The organism is Nitratireductor sp. XY-223, from assembly GCF_004959855.1.
Taxonomy (GTDB): Bacteria; Pseudomonadota; Alphaproteobacteria; order Rhizobiales; family Rhizobiaceae; genus Hoeflea_A.
In genome coordinates this window covers 564,831-587,996 of the sequence record NZ_SPNT01000001.1, presented here as the reverse complement: position 1 = coordinate 587,996, position 23,166 = coordinate 564,831, and the positions used below count along the sequence as shown (strand labels likewise).

At 62.5% G+C, this 23,166-nt stretch carries 20 protein-coding genes; 3 read left to right on the top strand and 17 right to left on the bottom strand.

Features of this window, described 5'->3' with window-relative positions:
* Nucleotides 1-9: 9 nt before the first annotated feature.
* The 4 genes from E4M07_RS02600 to E4M07_RS02585 all read right to left on the bottom strand — a co-directional run bounded on the left by E4M07_RS02600 (nt 10) and on the right by E4M07_RS02585 (nt 4,864).
* The gene (locus E4M07_RS02600; protein WP_136656721.1) at nt 10-510 is read right to left on the bottom strand and encodes a phage tail protein; all 501 of its coding nucleotides are present in this window, start codon (nt 508-510) and stop codon (nt 10-12) included.
* A gap of 259 nt (nt 511-769) precedes the next feature.
* Nucleotides 770-3,196: a phage tail sheath C-terminal domain-containing protein gene (locus tag E4M07_RS02595; protein ID WP_169054061.1), complete on the bottom strand. Its 2,427-nt coding sequence runs from the start codon at nt 3,194-3,196 to the stop codon at nt 770-772.
* Between the two features lie 537 nt (nt 3,197-3,733).
* Entirely contained in the window at nt 3,734-3,952 is a 219-nt protein-coding gene (locus tag E4M07_RS02590) for a hypothetical protein (RefSeq protein ID WP_136656719.1), read from the bottom strand.
* A gap of 51 nt (nt 3,953-4,003) precedes the next feature.
* The gene (locus E4M07_RS02585; RefSeq protein WP_246660339.1) at nt 4,004-4,864 is read right to left on the bottom strand and encodes a MaoC family dehydratase N-terminal domain-containing protein; all 861 of its coding nucleotides are present in this window, start codon (nt 4,862-4,864) and stop codon (nt 4,004-4,006) included.
* A 130-nt stretch (nt 4,865-4,994) separates the two neighbouring features.
* On the opposite strand from E4M07_RS02585, the gene E4M07_RS02580 reads away from it, so the two are divergent.
* Nucleotides 4,995-6,125 (top strand): CaiB/BaiF CoA-transferase family protein, encoded by a 1,131-nt coding sequence (locus tag E4M07_RS02580; protein ID WP_136656717.1) that lies wholly within the window; start codon nt 4,995-4,997, stop codon nt 6,123-6,125.
* Between the two features lie 18 nt (nt 6,126-6,143).
* Entirely contained in the window at nt 6,144-7,301 is a 1,158-nt protein-coding gene (locus E4M07_RS02575; protein WP_136656716.1) for an acyl-CoA dehydrogenase family protein, read from the top strand.
* A 237-nt stretch (nt 7,302-7,538) separates the two neighbouring features.
* Here the strand turns inward: E4M07_RS02575 and E4M07_RS02570 are convergent, their stop codons facing one another.
* Genes E4M07_RS02570 through E4M07_RS02525 form a run of 10 tightly spaced genes read right to left on the bottom strand, consistent with a single transcriptional unit; the run spans nt 7,539 to nt 17,610 of the window.
* Nucleotides 7,539-8,273, bottom strand: a complete 735-nt coding sequence (locus E4M07_RS02570; protein WP_136656715.1) for an HAD-IA family hydrolase — start codon at nt 8,271-8,273, stop codon at nt 7,539-7,541.
* Complete coding sequence (gene gph, locus E4M07_RS02565) at nt 8,274-9,002, bottom strand: phosphoglycolate phosphatase (protein WP_136656714.1); 729 nt, start codon at nt 9,000-9,002, stop codon at nt 8,274-8,276.
* 15 nt (nt 9,003-9,017) lie between these two features.
* Nucleotides 9,018-9,704 (bottom strand): ribulose-phosphate 3-epimerase, encoded by a 687-nt coding sequence (rpe, locus tag E4M07_RS02560; protein WP_136656713.1) that lies wholly within the window; start codon nt 9,702-9,704, stop codon nt 9,018-9,020.
* Nucleotides 9,701-10,621, bottom strand: a complete 921-nt coding sequence (gene cbbX, locus E4M07_RS02555; RefSeq protein WP_136656712.1) for a CbbX protein — start codon at nt 10,619-10,621, stop codon at nt 9,701-9,703. Before cbbX ends, rpe begins: the two co-directional genes overlap by 4 nt.
* A 12-nt stretch (nt 10,622-10,633) precedes the next feature.
* Entirely contained in the window at nt 10,634-11,020 is a 387-nt protein-coding gene (locus tag E4M07_RS02550) for a ribulose bisphosphate carboxylase small subunit (RefSeq protein ID WP_136656711.1), read from the bottom strand.
* 22 nt (nt 11,021-11,042) lie between these two features.
* Nucleotides 11,043-12,506 carry a form I ribulose bisphosphate carboxylase large subunit gene (locus E4M07_RS02545; RefSeq protein WP_136657475.1) on the bottom strand — a complete coding sequence of 488 codons (1,464 nt, stop codon included), beginning with the start codon at nt 12,504-12,506 and terminating at the stop codon, nt 11,043-11,045.
* Nucleotides 12,507-12,534: 28 nt separating this feature from the next.
* Nucleotides 12,535-13,614 carry a class II fructose-bisphosphate aldolase gene (gene fba / locus E4M07_RS02540; RefSeq protein ID WP_136656710.1) on the bottom strand — a complete coding sequence of 360 codons (1,080 nt, stop codon included), beginning with the start codon at nt 13,612-13,614 and terminating at the stop codon, nt 12,535-12,537.
* A 59-nt stretch (nt 13,615-13,673) separates the two neighbouring features.
* Nucleotides 13,674-15,677 carry a transketolase gene (tkt, locus tag E4M07_RS02535; protein ID WP_136656709.1) on the bottom strand — a complete coding sequence of 668 codons (2,004 nt, stop codon included), beginning with the start codon at nt 15,675-15,677 and terminating at the stop codon, nt 13,674-13,676.
* A 9-nt stretch (nt 15,678-15,686) separates the two neighbouring features.
* A complete protein-coding gene (locus E4M07_RS02530; protein WP_136656708.1) occupies nt 15,687-16,559 on the bottom strand; it encodes a phosphoribulokinase in 873 nt (290 codons plus the stop codon).
* 13 nt (nt 16,560-16,572) lie between these two features.
* On the bottom strand, nt 16,573-17,610 hold the full coding sequence (locus tag E4M07_RS02525) for a class 1 fructose-bisphosphatase (protein WP_136656707.1): 1,038 nt from the start codon (nt 17,608-17,610) through the stop codon (nt 16,573-16,575).
* 114 nt (nt 17,611-17,724) lie between these two features.
* Here E4M07_RS02525 and E4M07_RS02520 point away from each other — a divergent pair, with 114 nt between their 5' ends.
* Nucleotides 17,725-18,675: a LysR family transcriptional regulator gene (locus E4M07_RS02520; protein ID WP_136656706.1), complete on the top strand. Its 951-nt coding sequence runs from the start codon at nt 17,725-17,727 to the stop codon at nt 18,673-18,675.
* A gap of 9 nt (nt 18,676-18,684) precedes the next feature.
* Here E4M07_RS02520 and E4M07_RS02515 read toward each other — a convergent pair whose 3' ends face one another.
* Genes E4M07_RS02515 through E4M07_RS02505 form a run of 3 tightly spaced genes read right to left on the bottom strand, consistent with a single transcriptional unit; the run spans nt 18,685 to nt 23,083 of the window.
* On the bottom strand, nt 18,685-19,749 hold the full coding sequence (locus tag E4M07_RS02515; RefSeq protein ID WP_136656705.1) for a hypothetical protein: 1,065 nt from the start codon (nt 19,747-19,749) through the stop codon (nt 18,685-18,687).
* A 32-nt stretch (nt 19,750-19,781) separates the two neighbouring features.
* Nucleotides 19,782-20,303: a 2Fe-2S iron-sulfur cluster-binding protein gene (locus E4M07_RS02510; protein ID WP_169054060.1), complete on the bottom strand. Its 522-nt coding sequence runs from the start codon at nt 20,301-20,303 to the stop codon at nt 19,782-19,784.
* Nucleotides 20,303-23,083: a molybdopterin cofactor-binding domain-containing protein gene (locus E4M07_RS02505; RefSeq protein ID WP_136656703.1), complete on the bottom strand. Its 2,781-nt coding sequence runs from the start codon at nt 23,081-23,083 to the stop codon at nt 20,303-20,305. The genes E4M07_RS02510 and E4M07_RS02505 overlap by 1 nt, the downstream gene beginning before the upstream one ends.
* Nucleotides 23,084-23,166 lie beyond the last annotated feature (83 nt).

The window sequence follows — 23,166 nt, the reverse complement described above, 5'->3', positions numbered from 1 at the left end:
CCGGCGGCGTCAGGTTTCCGTCGGCTCGCCGAAGTCGAGATCGCGGGTCCAGCCCGTGTTCTGCATGACCATGCTTTCGATCGCCACGCTTGTCCCGTTGGCATCGAGCTCGGGCAATGCTGTGTACTCGGATACCCAGCACTGGAACACGTTGTAGACCTTGGCGATCTGGCCCTGCTCGTTGAGCAGTTCGATGATCACGTCACGGCGGAAGTTCTTCAGGGAAATCGACGCGTCGCCATCGGTCGAGTAAACCAGCTTCGACCAGTCTTCGAATTCCGTGTCGTGGGTGACACCGCGCTCCAGCGTGATCGGCTCGAAGGATCGCGTGCCCGGCATGATGCGCTGCGTCGACGGATCGCCGCCCTCGCGGTGCTTGATCGGCTCGGTCGACTGCTTGAGCGCCGAGACCTTGCTGATGCCGGCCACGTAGCGGCCTTCCCATTTGACCCGGAACTTGAAGGCCTTGTAGGGATCGAAACGGTGCGTATTGACCGTGAACTGTGCCATTGTCTGCCTCCTAGTGCGAGTTGTGGCCAGGTTGAATCATTTGACCGCGGCGATTTTGGTCTCTGGCTAGGCGGGTTGCGCGCCGTGGTGCCAACCCACCACAAGCGCAAGCCAACGACGCCAGGGGCCAAAATCGCCCGGCCCATTCAACGTTGGTTTTCAACATCTTCTTCCTTTCCAGGGTGGCGGCAAATCGGCGCAACGACGCCGATGGGCCGATTTTCCGCCATCAAATGCTTCAAGCTGGCCACAACTCGCTCTAGGTCTCGATCTGCCCGGCGATCTGCTGCAGGCGCAGGATCACGAATTCGGCGGGTTTCAACGGCGCGAAGCCGATCCACACATTGACGCGGCCGAGATTCTGGTCGGTCGCGGTGGTTGTCTCGGAATCGCATTTGACGAAATAGGCATCGTTCTTCGTTTGCCCCTGGAAGGCTCCCTGGCGGAACAGCGTATGCATGAAAGCCCCCGCGTTCAGCCGGATCTGCGCCCAAAGAGGTTCGTCATTGGGCTCGAAGGTGACCCACTGCAGGCCCCGGTAGAGGCTCTCCTCGATAAACAGGGCCAGCCGCCGGATCGGCACATATTTGTACTCCGAACCGGCACTGTCATCGCCGTCCATGGTACGCGCGCCCCAGGACACGATGCCGTTCGGGAACTGGCGGATGACGTTGATCGCACGCGGGTTGAGGATGCCGTTTTCCATGTCGGAGAACGGATATTCGACGCCGCTGATGCCGCGAATGTCGCCCTCGGTACCGGCCGGCGCCTTCCAGATGCCGCGCGAGCCGTCGATGCGGGTCATCAGCCCGGCGACGGCGCCCGAGGGCCCGACGAAGTGCTGCCGCCCGTCCTCGGTGATCTGGAGGCGCGGATAGTAGATCGCGGCATGATCCTTGACGAGGCCGATCTTCAGCGCCGACACGCCGGTGCTCGCCGTCTGGGCGTTGTTCCAGCCGATCGGCGGATCCATCAGCAGGAATGCCCTGCGCCGCTGGCAAAAGACGCTCGCCGGCCGGTAGATATCGGCCATGTCGAGTGCCGATCCGGCCGTCGGCGGCAGACACATCAGGTTGAAGATATCCACCTCGCTGTCGATGATATCGAACGCGTCCTCGTATTCGTCGGCGGTCGGCGGATTGCCGTCGAACCCGGCAGCCCCCGGCGTCTGCAGGCCGAGCGTGCCTCCGGCGCCGAGGACGTAGTTCTTGACGTTCTCGACCATCAGCGGCCCCAGGTCGAGGCCGGCACCGCCACCGTCCGAGGATGTCAACGCTCCGGTGAAGAGGTCGCCGGCTTCACCCTCGGGCTGGATGAGCAGCCGCAGGCCGGCAACGCTCGCGGCCCACGGGAATGTGTCGGGATGCGCATCGCGATAGTCGTTGATCGCGTCGCGGATGGTTTCTAGCGCCAGCCGGACGCCGTTGGCGTTTTCTCCGGGGAACGCAACGTTGCTTGCCCGGTACAGCGGCTCCGCCGCCGCCGTCATTTCCAGATCGACCGGTATGGAAACCGGAGCAAATGAGTCGTCCGGCTGCCGTTCCGGCAGGCTGACCTCCTGTATGGCGTCCTGCTGGGCGCCCATGAGCGTCAGAAGATTCGCCGCATCCATCGAAAGCGCCAGACCGCTCGGCGCCGGCCGTGTCGCCGCGAACGCGCCGATCTCGAGACCGCCCTGCTCACCGCCGATCATCAGGTGGACGGCAATGTCGGCCGGGTCCGGTGCGGGCACGACATGCACACTCGCATCCGCATCGTCCGCGGTAATACGCAGCAGCGCCGTGTTGTCGCCGTCGCCGGCAACCGGCGTCGGACCCGCCTCGAACGAGACCGTCACGGTCCGTGCGACTGGAACCAGCGCCGTGTTGATAAGAGCCGTCAGCCGCGTCGCATATTCCGTCAGCACCTGCGCCGAGGTCAGCCCGTCACCCACCGGATCGATCTGCGGCACGTTCGCCGGTGTCAGATCGACATCCACCGGTACGCTGCCGGCGACCGCAAGCCGCAGGGCCCCGTGATCGGCCAGGACCGCCTCGATGCGATCGCGGATTTCAACCGGCGTTGCGTCCGTGTAGGGCACCGGCCGCCCGGCCTGCGAGAAGCCCGCCGTCGGTCCGCCGGCGGGTATTTCCGCCGCAGTTACGAGTTTCGACTGCTGGGTCAGGATGTCCGGCGCGTAAAGCGGGCTTGCCGGGTTCATGGAAAGGTTTCGGAACGTCTCGAGGTCGGCCTGGGTCGTACCGCCGGCCGGCAGTGTTTCCGCACGCCAGAGCTCGAGATTGAACGTCGTTTCAGGCTGGCTGGAATCGTAGGTGACGCGCGCGCGAACCATGTCGCCGCTGCGTCCGGCCTGCCGGGCCGTCAGTTCCAGAACCGGCGTCGTGTCGGCCGCCTGGAGCTGCACCGTCGCAGCCGTCGCCCCGGCGGCAATGCGCATGACATAACAGTCCGTGCCGCCATTGAGGAAGAACAGGCGCAAGTGACGCGCCATGTCGCCGATCGATGTATCCTCGCCGAACTGGCGGGCGAAGTCGGAGTAATTGAACAGGCGCCGGGGCTGGTTGATCGGACCGAACTGGGTCGCTCCGATAAACATCGTCACGGATGTTGAGACGGCGGCAATGGTCCGCACGCCGCTCGGCACTTCGAGCACATAGACGCCCGGATAGGTAGTAGCAACGTTCATGGCTGAGCACTCCAGCTCGGGTTGAATTATGGTCATTCGCCCCGTGGCTGCCGGCGAAACAGCGCATTGCCGGCACGGCCCTGGGGCCTGCATAAATCTGGCGACAGTCGCTTTTCGACTTTTGAAAAACTACTTAGACGGGTGAACGATAGCGAGACCGAGCCGCCCAACTCTTCAACTGCCTGTAAGTTAATTCATAGAAATTCCAAAGGTTCGTCAATTATTTGATGCGCCTTAAAAAAGACAAAATTCACAAAATGTGGTATTTTTTGTAATATATTGAAATGTCTAGCATTGTTTTCACAATTTATTACAACTGACGCAAAAATGACTGTATTAAATTATGAAAATCATTCATGTTTTTGTAGTATTAATTAAACAACTGATTACAAAAAAACCACATAGATTTTATGGAGAACCTATCCGCGACGTCGAGAGAATTTCAATCATTGATTGAAAAGCGAAAGGGCCGGATGACCTCAATATGCGGCGAACAAGGCACGTCGATCGATGCGGCGTCGCACCGGACAGGACAGATCAGGTTCCGCCGCGCACTGCAATCCAGCGACGAAATGCGACGACCGACCAGATTCCCTCCGCAACGACAAATGGATAGGAATGGATGAGAAATGCATAGAATGCGGCAAGTGCGCAGCCGCCTGCGAATATGATGACAAAGACCGGGTGACGCTGCTCAAGCGCGTAGCTCGCCACCATGATAAAGACGGCAACGATCCCGAGTATTTCCGTATCCATCGCAGTACCTCCATCAATCCGATTGCGAAGACCGAATTCCGGCGCCGGCGATCAGGTCCAGGAAGCTATCGCCCGCATGGCCACCGGCCCGCCTTCCCGCGCCGTCCACAGGCTGAGGCGGTCACCGTCCTCGGCCGCGTGAAGGAAAAAGTCGCCATCATCAAAGAGCGGCGCTTGGCTGCGGAAGGCAAATCGCCTTGGTGGCCGGCCCCTCAGCTCGGCCGCGAAGTGCACCAGCAGCGTCGCCTGCAGCGGCCCGTGAACGACCAGCCCCGGGTAACCCTCCACCTCGGTCGCGTAAGACCGGTCGTAGTGGATGCGGTGCCCGTTGAACATCAGCGCCGAATAGCGGAAGAGCAGCGGCGCGCTCACCTGGATCCGGCGGCTTTGCGCACCGGATTCCGCAACCGGCATCGGCCGCGCCCGTTGCGACGGATCGGTCGGATCGCGATAGACGATGTTCTGGATTTCAGTCAGCGCAGGCGTGCCTTCGACCGACAGCGTGTGTTCGACCGTCACGAAGCAAAGGCGGCCGCTGTGCCCCGGCTTCACGTCCACATCTTTAACGCTCGATCGCCGCTCGACCGCGTCACCCACCCTGATGGCGTTATGGAACTGAACTTCGCCGCCGGCCCACATACGCCGCGGCAACGGCACGGGCGGGACGAAACCGCCACGCTGCGCGTGACCGTCCGGCCCCAACTGCGCGGTTGCCGCAACGGTCGGCGCGAGGCACAGATGGATAAGCGGCGGTGCCGGTGTGCCGATCTTCGGCACGGACGCCTCGATGTCCAGGGTGGCGTTGAAGCGGCGCACCAGTTCCGGTGTGACGACATCCGACACGCGCTCCTCGCGGCCGATCCAGCCGCGCAGGTGTTCCAGATCCAGTTCAGCCGCATTCTTGTCCGACACGGTGCACGCTCCCGACGTTCCCCTACAAGACATGGCAGTTTTTGCCGGCCGGGAAAAGCCCGCATGCGCGGGGCTGTAACGCGGATGCGAATGCCCCTATAAGAAATGCGGGCCGCACGGAGAATTTTTCATGACCGCCATGCTTGACCGGGAACTTGACGGCATTGTCGCCGTATCGCTGGAGCAGGCCGTCGCCGCGCCCTATTGCGGCCTTCTGCTGGCCGACGCGGGTGCCCGGGTGATCAAGATCGAGCGTCCGGACGGCGATTTCGCGCGGCTCTACGACCACGGCGCCGACGGCGAGAGCGTCTGGTTCGCCTGGCTCAATCGCGGCAAGGAGTCCATTGCCGTTGATCTCAACGATCCGGAAGACGCGGCACTGCTGCGCCGACTCATCGGCAATGCCGACATTTTTCTCCACAACCTGGCACCCGGCGCGCTGGAACGGCGGGGTTTCGACGGCGCGGCGCTGCGGGCCGAGAATGCCGGGCTGATCACCTGCCAGCTCTCGGGCTATGGCGATCGCGGCACGGCTGCACGCATGAAAGCCTATGATACGCTCGTGCAGGCCGAGAGCGGCATCTGCTCCGTGACCGGAACGCCCGAACAGCCGTCACGGGCCGGCGTTTCCATCTGCGACATCGCCACCGGGCTGACCGCGTTCTCGGCGATCCTGCGGGCGCTGATCCAGCGCGGGCGCACCGGGACCGGCCTCGACCTTCACATCTCCCTGTTCGACGTGATGGCGGACTGGATGAACATGCAGATGCTTGTCCACCGCTATCTCGGGCGCACGCCGGCGCGCACCGGCCTGACCCACCCCGTGATCGCACCCTACGGGCCATACGGGACCGCCGACGGCCAGATCATGATCGCCATACAAAGCAATCACGAGTGGCGGAATTTCTGCGAAACGGTGCTCGGCCGCCCGGAACTCGGTACCGATCCGAAATTCGCGGACAACACGGCGCGGGTCGAGAACCGCGCCGCGATGGACGAGGCGATCAATGCGGTGTTCTCGACAAAGAGCCGCGACGAACTGATCGTCATTCTGCGCGACCACAAGATCGCTTGCGCGAGGATTTCCAGCGTCGAGGATCTATCCAACCACGAATTCCTCAGGCAGACCGAAATTCACTTCGGCAAGGCCGATCTGATGGCCGCCGACCTGCCGGTCCTGACCGCCGGACCGCGCCCTTCCCGTGTCCCGAAACTGGATGAGCACGGGCGGGCCATCCGGCGCGAATTTGCCGCGGGCTGACCACGCAATGGAAACGCTATGAAATATCAAACCGGCAATGAGGATATCCGCGACGGCGTGCGCCGCTTGTGCGCCGACTTTCCGGGCAGCTACTGGCGGCAATGCGACCGCGATCAGGCCTATCCGGCGGAATTCGTCAGCGCGCTGACGCGGTCCGGCTACCTGGCGGCACTGATACCGCAGGACTATGGCGGCTCCGGCCTGACGATCTCGGCGGGCGCGGCGATCCTGGAGGAAATCCACCGGTCGGGCGGCAACGCGGCAGCCTGCCACGCGCAGATGTACACGATGGGCACGCTGCTGCGCCATGGTTCGGACGCCCAGAAGAGCGCCTATCTGCCGGCCATTGCCTCCGGCGAATTGCGCCTGCAGGCCTTTGGCGTGACCGAGCCGACCAGCGGCACCGATACCGGTTCGCTGCGTACCACCGCGCGCCTCGAGGGCGGCACCTACTATGTCAACGGCCAGAAGATCTGGACGTCTCGCGCCGAGCACTCCGACCTGATGGTGCTTTTGTGCCGCACGACGCCCCGCGAGGCGGTTTCGAAAAAGACGGACGGGCTGTCGGTCCTCCTCGTCGACATGCGGGAGGTGCGCGGCAAGTCGATGACCATCCGGCCGATCCGTACCATGATGAACCATTCGACGACCGAGATCTTCTTCGACGACATGCCGGTTCCGGCGGAAAACCTGATCGGCGAGGAGGGCAAAGGGTTTCGCTACATCCTGTCCGGCATGAATGCCGAGCGGATCCTGATTGCAGCCGAATGCATCGGCGATGCCAAGTGGTTCATCGAGACGGCCGCCGCCTACGCCAAGGAACGGGTCGTATTCGACCGCCCGATCGCCGAAAACCAGGGCATCCAGTTTCCGATCGCGAAGGCCTATGCGCAGATGCGCGCCGCCGAGCTGATGCTGCGCGAGTCGATTCGGCTTTATGAGGCGGGCGACAATCCCGGCGAAGAGGCCAACCTTGCCAAGATGCTCGCGGCCGACGCGTCCTGGGCAGCAGCCGAAATGTGCCTGCAGACCCATGGCGGCTTCGGCTTTGCCGAGGAATACGATGTCGAGCGCAAGTTCCGGGAGACCCGGCTCTACCAGGTCGCGCCGATTTCCACCAACCTGATCCTGAGCTACCTTGCCGAACATGTTCTGGGACTGCCGCGCTCCTTCTAGGAGCAGATAGGGGAGTATTGCAGGTGCCTGGCAAAGACGGACGTCAAGACAGGCTCGAACCGCCCCCGATTTCGCCGCGGATCGCCGAATTCGCGGTTTCGCCTGCCGCAACGGACATTCCCGACAGCGCGCTGCATACTGCGGCGACGACCGGCTTGCCGACGACACGATCCGCGTCGAAATCGACAACGCGTTCCCGTCTGCCGGCCTGAGCACGCTGACGGATTTCCTTGCCCGTCAGACCATCTGAGCGAAAAGAAGATCGCGCAGGCTTTCCGGAATGTCGGAGAGCTCCTTTTCCGGCATGAGTTCGCGCATCGAGAAGGGTTCATCCACGGTCCGGACGACCAGATCGGCGGCGGAAAATTGATTGTCCCATGTGTAGATGCTGGGCGTGACCACCGTCGGCAGTGACAGCGCCTTGGCTGCTCTGAGCCCGTTCTCGGAATCCTCGAAGACAATGCAGTCCTCCGGCGGCAGGTCGAGATCGGCCAGCACCAGTTCGAAGACCTCCGGGTCGGGTTTCTTGTTCCGAACGTCTTCGCCGGACCGAATGGAGGCGAACCAGTCGAGCGCACCTTTTCCCATCGTTGCACCGAACAGGCTGTCGATATTGGCACGGCTGGTCGTCGTCGCGATGGCGAGCTTCAGCCCCCCGTCCCGCGCCCGCCGGATCAACCTCTCGATGCCCGGACGCAGCTCCAGCACGCCCGGTGACATGAAGCCATTGTAAATTTCCGTCTTGGTCCTGTGCAGAGCTGCTGAATCGATGTCCGCCGCACCCGTTTCGTCCGCGTAAAACCGGATGCGCTCGCGGCCGCCGGTCACGCGCAGCAAACGGGCGTAAAGATCGCGGCTCCAAACCCAGTCGATTCCGGCAATCTCGAATGCCCTGTTGAAGGCCAGGCGGTGCAGGTCCTCGGTCTCTGCAAGCGTGCCGTCCACGTCGAATATCAACGCACGTACAGGCACTTAGACAAGTTCCCTCAACCGGTCCACAGCCGTTCCGATATCGGCGAGGCTCTCGACAACCCCATCCGCACCGAGTTCGTCGGCCGACACGGCCGTGTAGCCGCCGCGCACGGCAATAGACGGCATCGGCACGGCGCGCGCCGCGTTGATGTCCGCCGGACTGTCGCCGACCATCAATCCATCGCGCGCATGGACGCGGAACTCGGCGAGGACCTGCAGGAGCATGTCGGGCGCCGGCTTCCTTTCCGGTCCCGTATCGCCGCCGATGACCGTGTCGACATACGGGCCGAGCCCGAAATGCTCGACAATCCGCCGGGAGAAGGCCTCCGGTTTGTTGGTGACGACCGCCACCCGAACGCCCGCTTCCGAAAGGTCACGGACCGCCACGAAAGCACCGGGCATAAGCGTGGTGTAAACGGTCAGATGCTCGCGGTAGATCCCCATCATCCGGTCGGTCGTGAAATCCAGCCTCCGGCCTTCCAGTTCCACGCCATGGGCCGCAAATGCCCTTTGCACCAGTTTCTTGATGCCGTTGCCGATCATCGGCCGTACCGCGTCGACATCGAGCCGGGACAGGCCGTTGAATTCGAGCACCCGGTTCACGGCGGCGGTCAGGTCGGGCACGGAATCGATCAGCGTGCCATCGAGGTCGAACAGCACCGCCTGCGGCCATCCGACAGGATTGGCCGTGGAAACAATGCGCAGGCCGCGATCGGGTTTGTTCAACATGATAGCTCCCTTGTTTTATGCCGCGGTTCGAACGGCACCGTCGGATGCCTCGCGGATCGCCCGAATGTTTTCGCGATATTGGTCTTCCGACCCGCCCTTGAAGACGGCGGAACCCGCCACCAACACATTGGCGCCGGCCGCCGAAACCAGCGGTGCGGTTTCCGGCGTCACGCCGCCATCCACTTCGATATCGATGGGCCGCGAACCGATCATCGATTTGACCCGCGACACCTTTTCGACCACCGGCCCGATGAAGGCCTGGCCGCCGAAACCGGGATTGACGGTCATCAGCAAAATGAGGTCGAGCCGGTCGAGCACATATTCGATAACACTCTCCGGCGTCGACGGGTTGAGCGACACTCCTGCCCGCTTGCCGAGATCGCGGATCGCCTGCAGCGAACGGTCGAGATGCTGCGTTGCCTCGGCGTGGACCGTGATGATGTCGCAGCCGGCATCGGCGAACGCGGCAAGGTACGGATCGCAAGGTGCGATCATCAGGTGACAGTCGAAGACCTTGTCGGTGCGATCCCGCACCGCCTTGATGACGGCCGGGCCGAAGGTGATGTTGGGCACGAAATGCCCGTCCATCACATCGAGATGGATCCAGTCCGCACCTGCCCTCTCGACCGCCTCGATCTCTTCGCCGAGACGTGAGAAATCGGCGGAGAGCACGGACGGCGCGATGATTGTCCGGCGCGTCATGCCTGCCCCCTCGCGCCGTCGGGAACACCCATCGTGAACACCCGGCTGACGCTGATGTCGGCATCGGTGATGGTGGACAGGTCCTCGGCCGTAACCGGGCCCTCGGCGCCGGAAAACAGCCGGTTGGCCTGTCGCAGCCGCGCCCGGTCGAGCGCGTTGCGGATCGAGCGCGCATTGGCGAAATGCGGCTGGCCGCGGCGCAGTTCGATGTAGCGAGCCATCGTCGCGCGCGCCGCATCGTCGAACCGGTAGTTCTGCCCGGCCAGCATGCCTTCGGCGATCGACAGCAGCTCGCCGTCGTCATAGTCGGGAAAATCGAGATGGTGGGCGATGCGCGAGCGGAAACCCGGATTGCTCTCGAAGAACTTGTCCATGCGGTCGGCGTAGCCGGCGAGAATGACCACGAGGTCCTCGCGGTTGTTTTCCATCACCTGCAGGAGGATCTCGATCGCCTCCTGGCCGTAGTCGCGCTCGTTGTCGGGGCGGTAGAGATAATAGGCCTCGTCGATGAAAAGCACGCCGCCCATCGCCCGTTTGAGCACTTCCTTGGTCTTCGGTGCCGTGTGGCCGATATACTGGCCGACCAGGTCGTCACGCGTCACCGACACGAGATGGCCTTTGCGCACGTAGCCGAGTCGGTGCAGGATGTTGGCCATCCTCAGCGCCACCGTGGTCTTGCCGGTTCCGGGATTTCCGGTGAAATTCATGTGCAGCGTCGGCGTTTCGTGGCTGAGCCCCATCGCCTTGCGTGCCCGCTCGACGATGAGCAGCGCGGCAATCTCGCGGATGCGCTGCTTGACCGGCTTCAGGCCGACCAGTTCCCGGTCGAGTTCATCCAGGACCTCGGCGACGCCCAAGGTCCTGTATTCCTCAGCGAGGTCGATCGCCTCCGGCAGGTTTTCAGCGGCTTCGCCCATAGTTTCCTCCCGTCAGCCGGTCCGCAGCCCGTAGGTCTGGGTGCGGCTGTGCCGGTCGTAGCGTGTCAGCCCCAGCTTCGGCTCGTCGGTCGGCCGGTTGACGATGAACGACATGCGCACGGTCTCCCATCCGCGCGTATTGTCGAAGGCGTTGATGCGGATGTACCGGTCCGGATGGGCCGTTCGGCATTCCTCCAGTTCCATCATCGCGCCCTTGGCGTCGCGCAGGTCGAACATCGGATGGCCCCACATCTCCCAGTAATTGTTCCGGGGGTGCGGATCGTCCGTGTATTCGATGCCGATTGCCCAGTCCTGCTCCAGGCAGTACTCCACCTGCGCGCCGATCTGCTCGTCGTTCAGGTCCGGAAGAAACGAAAAACACCCTTGGGTAATGCGCATGGTCGGTCTCCTTTTTTGACGCTCACATCGCGACCGTCGGGGTCGGAATGAAATCCGACGTGTCGGTGGGCGTGTAGTTGAAGGTGATGTTGCCCCAGGTATCGAGCGCCGCCTCCAGCGGTTTGCACCACTTGGCCGCCTCGCGCAGGATCTCCGGCCCCTCGTTCTTGATATCGCGCCCCTCGTTGCGGGCGAGCACCATGGCCTCGAGCGCGACGCGGTTGGCGGTGGCGCCCGCCTGTATGCCCATCGGGTGGCCGATGGTGCCGCCGCCGAACTGCAGCACGACATCGTCGCCGAAGAGATCGAGAAGCTGGTGCATCTGGCCGGCATGGATGCCGCCCGAGGCGACCGGCAGGACCTTTTTGAGGTCGGCCCAGTCCTGGTCGAAGAACAGGCCGCGCGGCAGGTCGATCTCGTTGCGGGTCTCGCGGCAGACATTGTAGTAGCCCTGGACCGTCAGCGGATCGCCCTCCAGCTTGCCGACGGCCGTGCCGCAGTGGAGGTGGTCGACGCCGGCAAGACGCAGCCATTTGGCGATGACGCGGAACGAAATGCCGTGGTTCTTCTGGCGCGTATAGGTTCCGTGCCCCGCGCGGTGCATATGCAGGATCATGTCGTTCTGGCGGCACCATTCCGAGATCGACTGGGTCGCCGTCCAGCCGATGATGAGATCGACCATGACGATGACGGAACCCAGTTCCTTGGCGAACTCGGCGCGGCGGTACATCTCCTCCATCGTGCCGGCGGTGATATTGAGGTAATGGCCCTTCACCTCGCCTGTTTCGGCCGAGGCGCGGTTGACAGCCTCCATGCAGTAGAGAAACCGGTCGCGCCAGTGCATGAAAGGCTGCGAGTTGATGTTCTCGTCATCCTTCATGAAGTCGAGCCCGCCTTTCAGACCCTCGTAGACGACCCGCCCGTAGTTCTTGCCCGAAAGCCCGAGCTTCGGCTTCGTCGTGGCGCCGAGCAGCGGCTTGCCGAACTTGTCGAGGCGCTCGCGTTCGATGACGATGCCGGTCGGCGGCCCCTTGTAGGTCTTCACGTAGGAGACCGGGAAGTGCATGTCCTCCAGCCGCGCCGCCTTCAGCGGCTTGAACGAAAACACGTTGCCGATGATCGATGCCGTCAGGTTGGCGATGGAGCCTTCCTCGAACAGGATAAGGTCGTAGGCGACATAGCAGAAATACTGGCCCTCCTGCCCCGGAACCGGCTCGACCCGGTAGGCTTTCGCCCGGTAGGAATCGCAGGCCGTCAGCCGGTCGGTCCACACCACCGTCCAGGTGGCCGTGGAACTTTCGCCGGCGACGGCGGCGGCCGCCTCGATGGGATCGACCCCCTCCTGCGGCGTGATCCGGAACAGTGCGATGACATCGGTGTCCTTGGGCTCGTAGTCGCCGTCCCAATAGCCCATCTGCGCATATTTCAGCACACCGGCCTTGTAGCGTTCCTTGCCCTTGATCTCTGTCTTGGCGTCAACGGTCATGTTCATGTCCTTTCCACGTTGGTGGGGATCAGGCCGCACGGGCCGGCGGCAGCGCGGGATCGAGCGTCCCGGCGGCGTAACGCTTTGCCATCTCGTCCATCGGCACGACGCGGATCTTCGATGCATTGCCGGCCGTACCGAACGCCTCGAAGCGCTCGCGGCAAAGGTCGCGCATGGACTCCATGGCCGGTTTCAGGAATTTGCGCGGATCGAACTCCGCCGGGTTCTCCTGCGCGACCCTGCGGAACTGGCCGGTCATCGCCATGCGGCAGTCGGTGTCGATATTGACCTTGCGCACGCCGTGCCGGATGCCGCGGACAATCTCCTCAACCGGCACGCCGAATGTCTGCGGCATGGCCCCGCCGAACGCGTTGATGATGTCCTGCAGATCCTGCGGAACCGAAGACGAGCCGTGCATGACGAGATGCGTATTGGGCAGCTTTTGGTGGATTTCCTCGATGACGTTCATCGCGAGGATGTCGCCGTCCGGCCTGCGGGAGAACTTGTAGGCGCCGTGCGAGGTGCCGCAGGCGATCGCCAGTGCGTCGACCTTCGTGCGCGTGACGAAATCGACCGCCTGGTCCGGATCGGTCAGGAGCTGGTCCTGGGAAAGCGCTCCCTGCGCGCCATGCCCGTCCTCGGCTTCCGATTCGCCGGTTTCGAGCGAACCGAGCACCCCGAGTTCACCTTCGACCGAAGCGCCGACCCAGTGGGCCATGCGGGAAACCCGCTCGGTGATTGCGACATTGTATTCGTAGGAGGCCGGAGTCTTCGCATCGGCTTCGAGCGAGCCGTCCATCATCACCGATGTGAAGCCGTGCCGGATGGCGCTCATGCAGGTGGCTTCATCGTTGCCGTGGTCCTGGTGTATGCACACCGGGATCTCCGGATAGATCTCCGCCAGCGCGTCGATCATGCGGGCGAGCATGATGTCGTGGGCATAGGCGCGCGCGCCACGCGACGCCTGGATGATCACCGGCGCGTCGCAGGCCTTGGCCGCCTCCAAGATCGCCAGGCCCTGCTCCATGTTGTTGATGTTGAAGGCCGGCACGCCGTAAGAATGTTCGGCGGCATGATCCAGCAATTGACGAAGTGTGATGCGGGCCATGTTCAAGCCTCCTCCAGCGTCTTTTGATTGGGGACTTCGATGCCTGAATTTCTTTCCGCTCAGGCGACAAGGTCGATGGCCAGATCGGCAATCCTCTCAGCCGTGATGCCGAAATGCTCGTAAAGGTCGGCCGCCGGTGCGCTGGCTCCGAAGGACTGCATGCCGACGAATTCGCCGTTCTCGCCGATCCATCGGTCCCAGCCGAGCCGCGCGGCAGCCTCGATGCCGATCCTTGGCGCGGTGCCGAGCACGGCCCGCCGATAGTCCTCGTCCTGCGCCTCGAACAGCTCCCAGCAGGGCATCGACACGACGGCAGCGCGGATATGGTGCTCGGCGAGAAGATGGTCCGCGGCAGTCTTCGCGATCTCGACCTCGGAACCGCTGGCGAGCAGCGTGACGTCGCGCCGGCCGCTGGTTTCGCGCAGTACATAGGCGCCGCGCGCCGAGAGGTTTTCTTCGCTGTGTTCGTCGCGGATCATCGGCAGGCCCTGGCGCGACAGCACGAGCACGCTGGGCCTGTCCCTGGACCCCAGCGCCAATTCCCATGCCTCTGCCGTCTCGGTGATGTCGGCGGGCCGGAAGACATTCATATTCGGTGTCGCCCGCAACATGGCGAGGTGCTCCACCGGCTGGTGGGTCGGGCCGTCCTCGCCAAGACCGATGGAATCGTGCGTCATCACGTAGACGACACGCTGCCCCATCAGTGCCGACAGGCGCATTGCACCGCGCGCATAGTCGGAAAAACACATGAAAGTGCCGCCGTAGGGGATGAAGCCGCCATGCAGCGCCAGGCCGTTCATGGCGGCCGCCATGCCGTGCTCGCGGATGCCGTAATGGACATAGCGGCCGCCGAAATCCCGCGGTGCAACTGGTTTCATGTCCGTGGTGAGGGTCAGGTTCGAGTGCGTCAGGTCGGCGGAGCCCCCGACCGTCAGTTCGCATACGGAATTGATGACCTCGAGTGCCATCTGGGAGGCCTTGCGCGTCGCGACATGCGTCGCCTTGTTGAAATGCTCGCGGCGGAACCTGCGCAATTCCGTATTCAGGCGCGCATCGACATCGCCCCCGATCGCCCGCTCGAAGCCTGCACGGTCAGGGCTCGTTTCGAGGCGCCGCTGCCAGGCGGACCGCCTGCGCGAACCACGCGCTGCAACCGCGGTCCAGGCGGCCGTGACGTTGCCCGGAACGGTGAACGGCAAATGCGGCCAGTCGATATTCTCACGCACGGCGGCGATTTCTTCATGGCCGAGCGGCGCGCCATGGGTCTTCTCAGACCCCTCCAGATTGGGCGCACCCTTGCCGATGAGCGTGCGGCACGCAATCAGCGATGGCTTGTCGGTTTCCCTCGCCTTCTCGATGGCAAGCGCGATTTCGTTCAGGTCGTGACCATCGACCGCCTGGACATCCCACCCTGCGGCTGAGAAACGCGCCTGCTGGTCGGTCGAGCTTGACAATCCGGTCGCCCCGTCAATGGAGATGCGGTTGTCGTCCCAAAGGACGATCAGCCGCGACAGCTTGAGATGTCCCGCGAGATCGATCGCCTCGTGGCTGATGCCTTCCTGCAGGCAACCGTCGCCGGCGATCACATAGGTGAAATGATCGACCAGCGCATCGCCGAAACGCCCGTGCAGCATGCGCTCGCCCAGGGCCATGCCGACGGCGGTCGCAATCCCCTGCCCCAGCGGCCCGGTTGTCGTTTCTATTCCCATGGCGTGGCCGAATTCGGGATGCCCGGCGGTGCGGCTGCCGAGCTGGCGGAACCGGCGCAGCTCCTCCATTCCCATGTCCTCGTAGCCGAGCAGGTGGTGCAGCGCGTATTGCAGCATCGAGCCGTGCCCCGCGGATAGGATGAAGCGGTCCCGGTCCGGCCAGTCCGGGCATTGCGGATCGAGGCTGATGAAACGGTTGAACAGAACCGTCGCGGCATCCGCCATGCCCATCGGCATTCCGGGGTGGCCGGAATTCGCCTTCTGAACGGCGTCCATCGCCAGGGCGCGGATGGCATTGGCCATCTGCTGTTCGGTGTCGGCGGCTTCGGTGATTTCTGCGGTCTGGATATTCATGTCTGTTCCTCACGAGGCCCGGCGTTTGAGATCGATCAGCTTGTGAATCAGCGGTGTGAAAATGAGCTGCATGGCGAGATCGAGCTTCTCGCCGGAGCAGACGATGGAATTGGCACGCGACATGAAGCTGCCGCCAAGCATCGAAAGCAGGTAGGGAAAATCGATGCCGCGCGGATTGGCAAAGCGGATCACCAGCATGGATTCCGCCGGGGTCGGGATCCAGCGCGCCACGAACGGGTTGGACGTGTCGACCGTCGGGATGCGCTGGAAGTTGATATTGGTGTCGGAGAATTGCGGGCAGATAAAGCGCGCATAGTCGGGCATGCGCCGCAGGATCGTCTCCGTCACCGCCTCCGTCGAATAACCGCGCAGCGACTTGTCGCGGTGGATTTTCTGAATCCATTCCAGGTTGATGACCGGCACGACGCCGATCTTGAGGTCGACATGGCGCGGCAGGTCGACCGTCTCGGTGCGGGCGCATCCGTGCAGGCCCTCATAAAAGAGGAGATCGCTTTCCGGCAGGGCCTCCCAGTCGGTGAAGGTGCCGGGAGATGTGTTGTATCGCTCCGCCTCGCGATCGTCATGGACATAGCGGCGGGTTTTGCCGGTACCGCGTCGGCCGTATTCCTCGAAGACCGTTTCCAGGGTCTCCAATTCGTTTGCCTCAGGGTTGAAATGCGTGAAATTGGGATTGCCGTTCTTTTCCTCCTCGGCGACCTTGGCCCGCATCCCGGCCCGGTCGTAGCGATGGAAGGCGTCACCTTCGATGAAGGCGGCCGTCACGCGTTCCCGGCTGAAGATCTTTTCGAACGTGTCCTTGACGGTCGTGGTTCCGGCACCGGATGAACCCGTGATCGCAATGATCGGATGCTTTTGTGACATTACGGATCTCCCATCAGGCCCTGAACAGGCCACGGGTCGCGAACAGCGGATGCCGGTCGGAAATGGAGGATGGATCGCTGTGGTAGCGGCCGATGGTCTCGACCTCGCGGGCGGAGCCGAAGACGAACGGCACACGTTGGTGCAGATCGGTCGCCTCGATCTCCAGGATCCGGGTCACACCGTCGGTGGCCGCACCGCCGGCCTGTTCGACAAGCATGGCAATCGGGTTGGCTTCGTAAACGAGTCGCAGACGACCGTTGGCATAGCCGCGGCGGCCGTCGGCCGGGTAAAGGAAGACGCCGCCGCGCATCAGAATGCGGTAGGTGTCGGCGACGAGCGAGGCGATCCAGCGCATGTTGAAATCCTCGCCGCGCGGCCCTTCGGAGCCCGCAAGGCAGTCGTCGACGTAAAGCCGCACCGCCTCGCTCCAGTGCCGGTAGTTGGAGGCGTTGATGGCAAATTCCCGGGTCGAGCGCGGGATCGCGATCGATTCATAGGCTTCAACGAATGTGCCGAGCCGTCTGGAAAAGACGTAGACGCGCGTGCCCGAACCGGTAGTCAGCACCAGCGCAAGTTGCGGTCCGTAGATGAAAAATCCTGCCGCAAGCTGGTTGCTCCCGCTCTGCGCGAAGGTGGCGTCAGCCCCGCCGCGCCCGGGCATTACCGAAAAGATCGTTCCGATGGATACATTGGTGTCGATGTTCGACGAACCGTCGAGCGGATCGACGGCAACGGCAATGTCCGACTGCGGATTGACGGTGACCGGTCCCGGCAATTCCTCCGAGGCGTAATAGGCGACCCCGGCCCGCCGTGCCGCGCAGATAAAGTGGTCGTCCGCATGTATATCGAGTTCCCTTTGCGGATCGCCATTCGCGTTGGACGTTGCCCTGCAGCCGGCAAAAGCGGCTCCCAGCGCGCCTTCGTTTACGACCTTCCGGATCTGGACGGAGGCGTCGGCGAATGCACGGATCAGCTCGGCAATCTGCACCTTTACCGGGTCGTCCGCACCGGTATAAGTGTTCAGATAAGCATCAAGCGTTGCCGATTGCATTGCCGGTCCTCCCGATCCCACGGCGACGAAACTGGGCCGGAATATTCTGAAAACGCGGTGATAAGTAAATTTTATTTTCTTTATTTTCGAAGTTAGAAAACGTAATCTTCCATTATGAAAAACGTCTCAATCCGGCAGTTGCGATCCCTGATCGCTATCGAGAAGCATCAGAAAATATCAAGCGCCGCCAGTGAGTTGGGCCTGACGGGCCCGGCAATTACGCTGCAGCTCAAGCAGCTTGAGGACGAAATCGGCCTGTCCCTGTTCGACCGCACGCCGGAGGGGATGCGGCCGACTGCCGCAGGCCGCCGGGTGCTGGACGCCGCCCATTCTGTCCAGGAGCGCCTTCGCACGCTCGATGAGGAATTGACCGCGTTCAAGGGCGGCAAGCGCGGCACGTTGCGGCTCGGCGCGGTGTCCACCGCCAAGTACTTCGCCCCCCGTCTGATCGCCGCCTTCAAGGACAGCCACCCGGCTATCAAGATCGATCTGTTCGTTGGCAACCGCGCCGACACCATCGGTGCTCTGCGCGAGCAAAGCATCGACATTGCACTGATGGGCCGGCCGCCGGCCGACATCAAGGTCAATGCCTCGGTGTTCGGCGACCATCCGCTGGTCATCATCGCACCGTCCGACCATCCGCTGGCCGAAAGACGTGAAATCAGCAAGGCCGAGATCGCTCAGGAAGAATTCCTGGTCCGTGAACCGGGCTCCGGCACCCGCATATCGCTGGAGATCTTCTTCGCCGACGTTCCGAAGAAGCTGGAGAGTCTGGGCACCGAGATGGGATCCAACGAGACCATCAAACAGGCCGTCATGGCCGGTCTCGGCGTCGGTTTTATTTCCGCCCACACCATCGAGCAGGAGCTTCAGCTCGGTCGCCTGGCGATCCTCGACGTCGTCGGCATGCCGATAAGGCGGCAGTGGTTCTCGGTAAGCCGGGCGGACCGGGCGCAATCACCGGCCATGGGCATCTTCCAGCGGTTCCTGACGCGCCGCGGTCCCCGCTACCTTCCGGTAATTCCAAAGACCTATCCGCATGAAACGCTGTCCACATCCCGGTAAGGCGCCAGATCACTGATCCTTCTGCCGGCTCATGCGTTTCAGCCAATCCGCCCTGCCCTCGATCGGCGCCACCTCGCAGCCCGGTGCATCATGGTCCGCGCAGCAGCGTTGCAACTCGGCGACCGAATGTTCGTAGATCAGGTTCCATTCGGTAAACGGCAATTCATTGCCGAGCGGCATCCAGTAGGAATGCGGGTAGGATTTCGTTAGAGCGCTGAACGGATCCGGCGGATCCTCGTCAATCGTTCCGTACCGCGCGCCCAGCCGTCCGTGCGGCGCCTGACCGACCGACTGAAGCATTTTGGCGGGCTGGTGGCCGAATGTCGGTATTTCCAGATGCTGGCAGGTGTTGAGCGAGCCGATACGGTGGCAGCCGACGCAGGTGTTGCCGCGGGTACGAATACTCTGCGGCTTTGGCCAAGTCTTGAAGGGGCCGCCAACATCCACCGAGTGGAAGCCCCACGGGTCTGCCGGCAACTCGCCAATCTGGTCAATCCATGGCGTGCGCATCCACGGATCGCTGTCATGGCAGTAGATGCAGCCGTGATCGGCCACCTGTTGCGGTGTTGCCCAAAGCTCCTCGGCCGAGATCTGGCCCTCGGGCGGCTCGACTTCGTGCGGCGGTGGAACCCGCGTGCCGTCGTTGCCATTCGGGTCCTCACCGAAATTCTTCGAGATGAAGAAGCAAGTGCTGCCCGACTTGACGTTATGCATGATGATTTCCATCGAATCGAAATTCGGATCGTCGGCCGGGCGGATATACATGCGCCGGCAGAACAGGATCATCTGGATATCGTCGTCACGGTGGACCTTTACACGGCTGTAAGGTGTGCACTGCCCGTCCGTCTCTTCCGGATAGGGCAGCATAGCCGGTTTGTCACAGGCCATCTTGGGCGTGTAGTTTTCCGGCACCTTGCCGTTGACGGTTGTCGGGATGATCTCGAGATCGAGACAATTGAAAGCCGGCGCCTCTGCAATCAGCCCGGCACATTCATTGGCGTAATCGTTGAGCGTATAGGTTTCCTGCCCGTTGGCGACCGGTGTGACCATCGCAAGCAGCAAACTAGCCAGCATTGTGTGTCGGGCAATGTTCATAAACAGCCCCCTCATGTGACCAGGCCGGGTGTTTCCAGAATCACCTGCCGGATCGCCCGGTGATAGCGGACATATCCTGTGCAGCGGCAGATATGCTGACCGACCGCCTCTTCGACCATATCGTCAACGCGTTCCCTGGGAACGGGACTACGCTTAAGCTGGTCGAGAAGTGCATAGGACGCCATCAGGAATCCCGGGCAGCAGTAGCCGCACTGGAATGCGAAATTGTCGAGAAAGGCCTGCTGAAGCGAATGCAGTTCGCCGTCGTCATCGAGCCCCTCGACCGTCGTCACAACCTTGCCATTGATGTCGCTGAGCGGTGTCGTGCACGCCCGGATGGCGATTTGATGCGCGCCCGGCACGCGGGCGACCGATACAGTGCAGACGCGGCACACGGCTATGCCGCAGCAGAATTTGGTACCGGTGAGGCCGAGTTCCTCGCGCAGGAAGTCCACCAGCATCATGTTGGCGTGTACCCCGGACCGGGTTGTACGCTCGCCATTCAGGATGAAGTCCAGATCGATCTTTTCCATCATCCACTCCAGGCTTCGCGCACTTTGGCTGGTGTTATGGGGAGAGAACGGAAGCGCACGCCCGTGGCATGCGCCACCGCATTGGCGATCGCCGGTGCCACGGCCACCATCCCAACCTCCGCGATCCCGCGCGCCGGCGCATCGTCCGATTCCGGGGGAAGGATCACTTTCTCAACACGTCCGAGTGCCACGTCACCGGAAAGGGGAACGTGGTACCGGTGAAGATTCCACCGCCCGTTGCCGCCGCCATCCTCAAATGTCGGGATATCCTCGGTCAGCGCCTGGCCGACACCCATGGCGAAACAGCCGTCGAGCTGTCCTTCCATCAAATCCTGCTGCAAAACCTTGCCCGGGCCGATGTAATGCACGGCCTCCTGCAGCGTCACCTCGCCGGTCCGCCTGTTCACCGCGACCGAGGCAAGGCAGGCGGACGCACCGAAATTCTGTCCGTTGCCCTCCCAGATGCTCTCGACGGTGAACAGCTTCGGGTTCTTGCGGTCAACCAGTTCGCGTTCCGTCTTTCCGCCGCGCAATACCGACAACCCGTCAATCTGCCAGCGGAACGTTTCGTCCCCGACCGTATAGTCGGCCTCAACCCAGCGGCCGCTATAAAAGGCGTGGATCATCGCGGATACGACGTGCCCTTTGTCATGCGCCTGCCTCGCGACGTCCTTCAGCGGTATGGCACGCAGACCGTCGGCATGGAGGGCGCCGTCGACCCAGCGCGTGTCGGTCGCCGCCACGTTGACGGAATTGCCCCATAATTCGCGTGCGGCCGGCAGCAGGCCGGTGGAAAGCAGCACCGCGCAGGCCTGTTCCACGCCATGCACCCATTTTGATGATGTCGACGCGGCCTTGGTGGATTCGAAGATGATCGGTGTCCAGCGGGGGTTGTCTTCCTGGCGCTTGAAGCCCTCGACCATTTGCAAGGCCTTGAACGGCTCAAGCACGCCTGTGCGCACTTCATCTGCATTGGCGCCGAGCAGCCCTGCCGTGGCGATGGCCAGCGTCGTTGCCGTGCCTGTGCCCATATCGATGACGTTCGTCGTGACCGTGATCTTGCCGTCCGGATCGATCGCCACCTCGTCCAGGGCGGCATCCGCGCCGGTTCCATAATTCTTCATGCCGAGCGCAAAGCCGACTCCATGGGCGCGTTCGGTTCCCGCTGATTCCTGCTTGCGCCGATCCCGTTCCTGCCACAGGCGGTGGGCGGACGCATGCTCGCACATCTCCTTGAGGCCGGGCGGCGCGTTGCGGGCACCGGTCACGATTTCCTGATTGGGCGCAAGCACGTTGCGAAGGCGGAATTCAATCGGATCCAGCCCGAGCTCGACGGCTGTCTCGTCCATCATCGATTCCACCGCGAACAGGCTTTGCACCGTCCCGAACCCGCGCATCGAACCGGCGATTTGCGCCCGGGTCTTGACCGGTCGCGACCACACGTCGGCAAGCGGGACCTCGTATGCTCCGACACCGTCCAGTCCGGCGACCTGCGCCACATATGTGCTGACATTGCGACGGCCGCCGCCGTTGAGAAAAATGTGGTGGCGCACGGCTTGCAAATTGCCGCCGCCATCGACCGCTACGGCCATGTTCATCGTGCCCGCATGTCTCTTCACACCGGCCTGGAACTGTTCGAAACGGTCATAGGCGATACGGATCGGCTTTTCCGAAAAGGCAGCCGCGAGTGCCAGGAAAAGGCACAACGCCGACGTATCGCGGCCGCCGAATCCTCCGCCCGGATAGGCCGAGATCAGATGCACATGTTTGATCCCGAGCTTGCTTTGGGGATCGGAAAACAACTCGCCCGCAGCCGTGACATCGTAACTCGGCGACTGGGTTCCGATGAGAAGGTTCAGCGTGCCGCTGCTTCGGTCAAGCCAGCCCAGCCCCGATTCAGGTTCCATGAACATCGGATCGATTGTCTGGGTTTCGAAGGACCGGTTGACGACCGTCCAACCGAAAGCCGACGGATTATTGAGCCGTTCGTGGATTTCATCCACCTGTTTCATCGCCTCGCGATCACGTTCCGTCTGCAATTCCTGCGGCCGAACCGGTCCGCCGCGAACCTGGGAGAATATCTGCTCCGTTTCAGTCTCGGCATGGATGATGCTGGTTTCGGGCTGATAGAAGCCGTCGGCGACGGTCGGTTGTTCCGGCCCGGCATCGAGACCGCGATTGTGCTGCGAGCGCAATACCCGCCGGGCCCGGTCCATCGTGTGGAAGTCATCAAAGTAAAGCAGAGCGACCGCCTGCCCGAGATAGTCCGGAACCGTATGCGGCCGCACAAGATAATTGCCCTCGGGATAATCCGCTTCCGCAACGGCGATCTTTTCGCGTTCGAGATCTTCGCCCGTTATGATCCGCTTCGGCCTGAGCTCTTCCGGCAATGCGGAAACGTCCACACCTTTAAATTCCCGGTCGGCGAAAGGTGTCCGAAGGACTAGGACGACCTCTTCCTCTGCGGGCCATCCGTCAATATCCCAGGCTCTGAAGTCGCGGGCATAGATTTTTCCGCCGGTGACCTTTGTCCGTCCGTCTATCCGGTAGCGGGCCTTTCCGGGACCCGCCTGCCAGCTTGACGGCGGGTGCATTGCGGTTGCCCTCGCCTTCGATGCCTCGAACGACGTATCGAGCGCGGGAAGCGGGCTGACGGAAAGTGCGATCCCGCCCGCCGCAGTCTTGAGAAATTCCCTGCGTGTCGTACCCAGCGTCGCCTCCCATGTTCGGCGCCGCTTCTTCGTCGGCTGAACCGTTCTTCGGTATAAGACACGCTGCAATTGCCAGATGCGCCGCTGCCCATCAGTAGTGGCGCAATATTGCAGCTCTGACTACATGCGTAAAAAAGTATAATAGGAAAGTT

Bases quoted from the DNA above. Each gene is read 5' to 3' on its own strand.
- gph (WP_136656714.1), bottom strand. From the start codon at position 9,002: ATGTTGAACAAACCCGATCGCGGCCTGCGCATTGTTTCCACGGCCAAT.
- rpe (WP_136656713.1), bottom strand. From the start codon at position 9,704: ATGACGCGCCGGACAATCATCGCGCCGTCCGTGCTCTCCGCCGATTTC.
- E4M07_RS02580 (WP_136656717.1), top strand. From the start codon at position 4,995: ATGACCGCCATGCTTGACCGGGAACTTGACGGCATTGTCGCCGTATCG.
- E4M07_RS02510 (WP_169054060.1), bottom strand. From the start codon at position 20,303: ATGGAAAAGATCGATCTGGACTTCATCCTGAATGGCGAGCGTACAACC.
- tkt (WP_136656709.1), bottom strand. From the start codon at position 15,677: ATGAATATCCAGACCGCAGAAATCACCGAAGCCGCCGACACCGAACAG.
- E4M07_RS02600 (WP_136656721.1), bottom strand. From the start codon at position 510: ATGGCACAGTTCACGGTCAATACGCACCGTTTCGATCCCTACAAGGCC.
- E4M07_RS02525 (WP_136656707.1), bottom strand. From the start codon at position 17,610: ATGCAATCGGCAACGCTTGATGCTTATCTGAACACTTATACCGGTGCG.
- E4M07_RS02515 (WP_136656705.1), bottom strand. From the start codon at position 19,749: ATGCTGGCTAGTTTGCTGCTTGCGATGGTCACACCGGTCGCCAACGGG.
- E4M07_RS02575 (WP_136656716.1), top strand. From the start codon at position 6,144: ATGAAATATCAAACCGGCAATGAGGATATCCGCGACGGCGTGCGCCGC.
- cbbX (WP_136656712.1), bottom strand. From the start codon at position 10,621: ATGGGCGAAGCCGCTGAAAACCTGCCGGAGGCGATCGACCTCGCTGAG.
- E4M07_RS02590 (WP_136656719.1), bottom strand. From the start codon at position 3,952: ATGGATACGGAAATACTCGGGATCGTTGCCGTCTTTATCATGGTGGCG.
- E4M07_RS02595 (WP_169054061.1), bottom strand. From the start codon at position 3,196: ATGAACGTTGCTACTACCTATCCGGGCGTCTATGTGCTCGAAGTGCCG.
- fba (WP_136656710.1), bottom strand. From the start codon at position 13,614: ATGGCCCGCATCACACTTCGTCAATTGCTGGATCATGCCGCCGAACAT.
- E4M07_RS02520 (WP_136656706.1), top strand. From the start codon at position 17,725: ATGAAAAACGTCTCAATCCGGCAGTTGCGATCCCTGATCGCTATCGAG.
- E4M07_RS02545 (WP_136657475.1), bottom strand. From the start codon at position 12,506: ATGACCGTTGACGCCAAGACAGAGATCAAGGGCAAGGAACGCTACAAG.
- E4M07_RS02530 (WP_136656708.1), bottom strand. From the start codon at position 16,559: ATGTCACAAAAGCATCCGATCATTGCGATCACGGGTTCATCCGGTGCC.
- E4M07_RS02550 (WP_136656711.1), bottom strand. From the start codon at position 11,020: ATGCGCATTACCCAAGGGTGTTTTTCGTTTCTTCCGGACCTGAACGAC.